The following is a 6007-nucleotide window of genomic DNA, read 5'->3' on the forward strand; positions in this document are numbered from 1 at the left end:
GATCTGATTTATGGGTGTGAGTAACTTGCCAAGGTTTACCGAGTCATGCACCAAGCCGCAGCGCAAAGCCCGGCAACCGCCCAGAAACCAAGCTGAGGGCTGACTGGCTTCTCAAGCATGACCTTCCGCGCGAAGATTTCGCAGTTGTTTGCAATCAGGTCGTATGGCGCATTGGCCGCGAGCAGACGATTCAGAACCGCAAGCGCGTCTGCGTGGCGATGAATCGGCAATTCGTATTCGACGTTGACTTCAAGTCCTGCCCTGAACTCCGCATACGAACAAATGCGGGTCCCGCCGTCGGGGCTTGTGTGCACAACACGGCCGTCAGGCATAAGTACCCCTTCGTGCCTGACGAAGCCGAGCAGCTTGGGGCGCGAGATGCGTGCCAGGCGCCCGCGTGGAACATCGGACGAACTAAGTTGTGGTTTGCTCACTTGCCCTTCTCCCTGCGTACGCCTTTGAAGGGGGTGCCGTCTTGCTTCTGGTCCATGAAGCGCCCGGTGTCCGAGTTTCGCTTGGTCCAGTTGTCGTTTAAAGGGTTCTGCACTTGCGAGCGGTCTTTGACTGCTCCGCGGCGAGCGTTGTCGCCGATGGGATCGTTTTTGGCCATTTTGAGCTCCTTGAAAATTGCTGATAAGACGAAATGTAGAGCATTAATTGCTATATAGCAACGTTTCAATGGTACAATATCGTTGCTATTTAGCAACTTCAGGAGAGCTATTGATGGCAGCCAACCGAGGTCATTTCGACTGTGAGGCTTACTACATTGCACTCGACGAAATCAGAAAAGCCAAGACGCTATCTTGGAAAAAGGTAGCGGACCAAAGCAAAGTAAGTGCATCTACCCTAACCCGAATGGGTCAAGGCAAACACCCCGATGCCGACAGCCTGACCATGCTGTCCGCTTGGGCGCAACTCAATCCCGCAGACTTTGTCACTGATGAGGACTTGAAGGCCAAAGAGGCCGAATCATTGCCCAAGATGATGGCGCTGTTGCGCGCCGACCCGAACTTGTCGCCAGATTCCATAGAAGCCATACAAGAAGTGTTGGCCGTGGCGTACAAAAGATTCGGGAAACTCGCTTTGGAGGAAGCAAATCTTGGGCGTGAAGCTTCGCCGCGGCTTTAAGGCGGAAGCCGAAGCTTATGCATGCGGCTTCCGTGAGAAGCTGGGATTGCGTGCGCATCAGCCTCTAGATATGTTCCTACTGGCTAGGCACCTAGCCGTGCCGGTCCTCAGTCTGCGCGATCTCGCGCAGGACCTCAAACCTGCCGTTTATAAACATCTGACCACATCGGCAAGCGCCGAGTTTTCTGCAGTCACACTATGCCTTGGTAGCGCAAAACACATCGTCTACAACGATTCACACGCACCCACTCGCCAGCAAAGTGATTTGGCCCACGAGCTTGCCCACATCATTTTGGGCCACTCAATGAGCGAATTGACCCAAGAATCCGGCGGCCGGCACTACAACAAGGAGCTTGAAGATGAAGCAGCCTGCTTGTCTGGTGTGCTGCTATTGCCCCAAGCTGCAGCACTGTGGGTTTTGAGGAGCGGTAAATCCACCGAGCAATCGGCAGCCGATTTCAATATCAGCATGCAGATGATGACTATGCGACTCAATCAAAGCGGGGCAAAAGTAATCGTTTCCAGAACAGGTTCCTGGTAGTAAATTGCTATTTCATCTGGAAAGCCATCCTTGAATTTAAAACAGCAACCCGCCGAAAGTGGCCGGCCACCCCGGGTTGGCGACATCAGCAATCTTGGCGAACCGCTGCGATTTTCCAATGTAGAACAGTTCGCGGGATTTGCAGCGGAATCAGCGAACGAAGGGACAACGGCGAAGATCTGGACCAGGCTAGCACTCACCTCCGAGGATCCTTTATTCCACAGGCTGGTTGAGAACTTTGAGCCCGTCGTTGCTCATATGGCACAGCAGGCGGGAACCGCTGTCAGTCTGAGATCGGCATCCGTGGTGCTGCTGGTATTGAAGCCTGACCACACAGCCGAGCTATGGCTCGACACTGCAGCCGTCAGCCTGCGATGCGCAGTAAAACGAGCCATCGCGGCGGGAACAGTGGTCTTCGAAAGTGATATTGCTGATGTGACAGGAATGTCTTTTCCTTGCGTAGAGTTCGGCGAACGTGACAAGGTCTTATGCATTTTCAGGGAGGCTTGGCGCTTTGGTTTTGCATTCGACATGAATCCTGAGGGGAAATTAGACCTCGATGCATTTATCACCACGCTTGGCACTCTGCATAGAGAGTTGCGCTATCGGCATCTTTACGATGCCGTCGAAAATTCAGAATTATTCGACAAGCTGCTTGCGGGAGGCTGGTTTCCATTCGTCGAAATCATCACAGCCGAATTCAAAGACCTCCTTGGTCACTACGAATCGGGACTTGAAGTTGCAGCAATAGAAGAGACGATCATTGCAAAGTTCGATCAAAAACGACTAGAGCACATGTTCGAGCGATGGATTTCCAAGCCGCATCTAGCTAACAAGGGTGCGCTCTTGAAGGAAGCCATTCAGGCTTTTGGGGAAAAGAAGCCAGCATCGGTGATCAAGATTGTTCTCACTGAAATTGAGGGTGTTCTAAACGATGCTTATCGCGCGGCTCATGACGGGCACGGCGCAAAGTTAAAGGAGCTTCTAGCTTTTGCCCAAGCATCCGCAGAGCAGCGTTCCGGAGGAACAAATACGTTGCTCTTTCCCTCTGCCTTTGGTATTTATCTGGCGGCGCAAACCTTCGCCAATTTTGATCCAGTGGCACAGATGGGAAATGCGGGTTCGCGGCATGCAGTTGGCCATGGGGCCGCGGCTCAGGAAAGCTATACGATGACGAGAGCGCTACAAGCTCTTTTGACTCTCGACCAGTTTGCTTTCTATACGTAGCCCACCCTCTGAGCATCACTGGATTTAGAGCAACGCCTCGCCCGCTTCGACACATGCAGCAAGCATCCAACTCTGACTCATTTCAAAATTAATCGCTCGAACAAGGAACTGGAATGTATCGCAGCCTCCGGAAGGGTCACACTAGCATTTACTTTCAGCACCAACTCACCGGGCATAACATCGGCGCCGAATTATTTGAGTTCGAAATTGCGGGAAAGACCGCGACTCTTCGATTGCAACTTCGCCCAGTCGACCAGAATCAGCGAGACGACGAGCTTTACCTTGGGACAGATCCCCTCATTTCTATAACCGTCAATGACTCGCAAGTCGTCAGTGGCTTTGTCAAGCATGTCAGGGCTTGTACTGGCGGAATCAACTCTTGGCGCCTCGTACTAATCTCGCGCGGTCAAAATTACTCGTTCCCGGTACGACCTTCATTAGAAGATCCCGGTGTTCAAATACTTGTTTTCCAGGTGGTCTCCGGAAGTAACTAAGAGAATGCTTAGACTTATAGTCCCAACAAGACGCCCCACGACGGCGCACTATAGCGATACCTAAATTCAATTATGCAGGGGACACTTGTGACACCAATAAAAATTGTTGCACCAAGGCAATTCGATCTTCCTTCAGCTATCTCTTTTGCGGCCGAAATCGCCGGTACTCCAGACGCCGACGAATATGCGCTGGACTTTTCCAATGTCCGCCTGGTTGAGCCCTTTCCCATGCTTCTGATATCGAGCGAGTTTCGCAAGCTTGCTCGAAGAGAAAACGCCCCTACATTCGTCTGCTCGAATTTCGAGCACATGACTTATGCGGCACATATGGGTTTTTTTAAGTCCTTTGGCATCGAACATGGCAACGCTCCTGGCGAGGCACCAGGTAGCGCAAGATACCTCCCTATTACTGTCTTTGAGATCGAAGATGTTGAGCGAGAGGCTGCGCTTAAAGGTATCGAAGTTGGCAATCAAATTGAGTCAACAAGCCAGAGGCTTTCTGCAATGCTGTGTGGGAGTGAGGAAGGCCCGTTGTTTGACACATTGACCTACTCTATCCGAGAAATTATGAGAAACGCCGTCGAGCATAGTAGAGCTGAGCGGTTTGGCATATGTGCGCAGCATTGGCCATCCAAACATCGTGTGGAGGTTGCGATTCTTGATAGGGGAATTGGGATCCGAAACACTCTTAGCAGGAACCCACACATCGACGTCTCCGACGACAAAAAGGCACTCAACTTTGCCTTAATGCCCGCTGTTTCGGGAAAAGCATTCAAGGGCTCGAAGGTTCGGCGCCGAGGAAACTGGACAAACTCAGGTTTTGGCCTCTATATGACAAATAGAATTTGCAGAAATGGCGGAAACTTTTTCATTGCTAGCGGTGATGCTGGAATGCTTCTGACGAAAGGGGAAGGCAAGCGATACTTTGGATGCGGCCTTGATGGAACGGCGGTAAGAATGGTTATCGATACCTCGCAGCTCCCGCAACTTCGTGACTCTCTGCACCGATACAAGGAAGAAGGCTTTGAGTTTCAGCGAAAGTACAAAGAAATAGTAGACATTGACCCCTCCTCAGCGTCACTCATGCTCTCGGAAGACTTCGAAGTGTCGGTAGTGGATCGGATATTGTCCAAACTGAAACTACGCTAATGCAATATAGAAGGTTAAGGGAGAAGAACACCTGCTTAGGTGGATCTCCAATGCACGGCAGATAACAACAACTACTCTTGACTTCTCGGGCATTCGAGCAAAGCGTCTAACACCGGATCAAGCCAGTCGCGTATGTAATGAGCGACTGCCACGTTAGGCACATTTGAATCCAATTTGAGAGGTTCAAAGGAGGCCAGTGGTACTGGATATCTTCCTCGCCATAAAACCACCTCTCCTAAGTCCCGACATATATTGCGCATGGCCCGACGATCGCCCTCGGAGCCCATGATGGATTCGAATTTCTCTCCGAAAAGACCAGCGGCCTCAGCCAAGGCAAGCAAGTTGTGTCCACTTGATGTTGGAACGCCAACGGCTCTTAATTCGGCTTGGGTAGCCTCACCTTTTCCATCCATTGCCACACGAATTTCAATTTTGCTCGGGAAGTATTCAACAATCCATGCTTTCAGAGCCGTTTCAAGAGTCAAACCGTACAAAAGCTTTGTGGTTTCAAAAAGTTCTAACGCCTCGTCTAAGTTACGCTCAGATTTACTCTCAAATGAACTTACTGCCCCATCGAGAAGCGCCCTTTCGAACTCTTTCCAGAGCACATCTGCGGAGCGCCGAAGTGCTCGCGCGTGCTTCCGCCATGCTTCCGGATCCCTCGACTTCTCAACGAACTGGGCAGCCAGCAAATAATCCCCTAACGGCTAGCGCCAACGATAAATCAGTTAACACGCACAGGCCAGTAAGCGTTACTGCGTATGACAGGCACGCGCGCAATAGAAACAGCCATTTACTTGGCTGAAATATGAACGTGCGGTCTGCACGGCTTGCGTACAAGTACTGAAGTTGCCGAGATAGATGGCATTCTGCGCGGAGGGAAAAAATTGAGGCGGACATGATGCTTTGTCATGCACTTCATGGTCCCCATTTGCTTGAGCTTGACGATTCACATAGTAGTCAGCCATATAACCTCCAGAAAGGTTTCACAGCTTAGCTGTAATGCAATCGTTAGGCCTCCTACAAATGAGGGAGAAGTGAGTAGTTGCGCGATTCCATTTTCATCGACTCACGGGAAGCGCCGTTCCTATAGCGCCCCGTTCACTACGCAGCCCGTTAGTCAATGAAGGTTGAATATTGGTAACGGTCACAAAGAAATTGTGGCCGCATAAATTTCCTCAAAAATTGAGCCACGTTTTCCACCTAACTAAGGCCAGCTACGCGGTCGCGTTTCACTGTTGAGCTGTTTAATTTCCTGGGTCAATTCGGGCGAAAACTTTTACCTTCAGTGGATCAATTTTTCATGGAAAACCGCTCCCGTGTTGAATTCCGTCGAAATCTGATCCACTTATCGCAGTAATTTCCATCCAAAACTGACCCACGTAGGCACTACCCTGCTTGTTTTAAAAGCAGGGGGAAATTAGGAGTGATAGACGTGGCGACATTGAATGTCATCAGACGTTGGGCA

7 protein-coding genes are annotated in these 6007 nt (G+C 50.8%); 4 read left to right on the forward strand and 3 right to left on the reverse strand.

Annotated features, from left to right (window positions below):
* Window positions 1-35: 35 nt before the first annotated feature.
* Together ACLV74_RS12770 and ACLV74_RS12775 are read right to left on the reverse strand one after the other, a co-directional pair.
* Window positions 36-434 carry a hypothetical protein gene (locus tag ACLV74_RS12770; protein WP_411879758.1) on the reverse strand — a complete coding sequence of 133 codons (399 nt, stop codon included), beginning with the start codon at window positions 432-434 and terminating at the stop codon, window positions 36-38.
* Window positions 431-610, reverse strand: coding sequence for a hypothetical protein (locus ACLV74_RS12775; RefSeq protein ID WP_411879759.1), 180 nt, complete (start codon window positions 608-610; stop codon window positions 431-433). The genes ACLV74_RS12770 and ACLV74_RS12775 overlap by 4 nt, the downstream gene beginning before the upstream one ends.
* Window positions 611-723: 113 nt before the next feature.
* Here ACLV74_RS12775 and ACLV74_RS12780 point away from each other — a divergent pair, with 113 nt between their 5' ends.
* The 4 genes from ACLV74_RS12780 to ACLV74_RS12795 all read left to right on the forward strand — a co-directional run bounded on the left by ACLV74_RS12780 (window position 724) and on the right by ACLV74_RS12795 (window position 4539).
* Window positions 724-1128 carry a hypothetical protein gene (locus ACLV74_RS12780; RefSeq protein WP_411879760.1) on the forward strand — a complete coding sequence of 135 codons (405 nt, stop codon included), beginning with the start codon at window positions 724-726 and terminating at the stop codon, window positions 1126-1128.
* The gene (locus ACLV74_RS12785; RefSeq protein WP_411879761.1) at window positions 1106-1669 is read left to right on the forward strand and encodes an ImmA/IrrE family metallo-endopeptidase; all 564 of its coding nucleotides are present in this window, start codon (window positions 1106-1108) and stop codon (window positions 1667-1669) included. The genes ACLV74_RS12780 and ACLV74_RS12785 overlap by 23 nt, the downstream gene beginning before the upstream one ends.
* Before the next feature lie 30 nt (window positions 1670-1699).
* Window positions 1700-2896 (forward strand): hypothetical protein, encoded by a 1197-nt coding sequence (locus ACLV74_RS12790; RefSeq protein ID WP_411879762.1) that lies wholly within the window; start codon window positions 1700-1702, stop codon window positions 2894-2896.
* Window positions 2897-3477: 581 nt separating this feature from the next.
* The gene (locus ACLV74_RS12795) at window positions 3478-4539 is read left to right on the forward strand and encodes a hypothetical protein (RefSeq protein WP_411879763.1); all 1062 of its coding nucleotides are present in this window, start codon (window positions 3478-3480) and stop codon (window positions 4537-4539) included.
* Between the two features lie 71 nt (window positions 4540-4610).
* Here ACLV74_RS12795 and ACLV74_RS12800 read toward each other — a convergent pair whose 3' ends face one another.
* Entirely contained in the window at window positions 4611-5231 is a 621-nt protein-coding gene (locus ACLV74_RS12800) for a hypothetical protein (RefSeq protein ID WP_411879764.1), read from the reverse strand.
* Window positions 5232-6007: the final 776 nt, after the last annotated feature.

Origin of the sequence: Polaromonas sp. YR568 (assembly GCF_943369415.1) — a bacterium.
GTDB lineage: Bacteria > Pseudomonadota > Gammaproteobacteria > Burkholderiales > Burkholderiaceae_C > Polaromonas.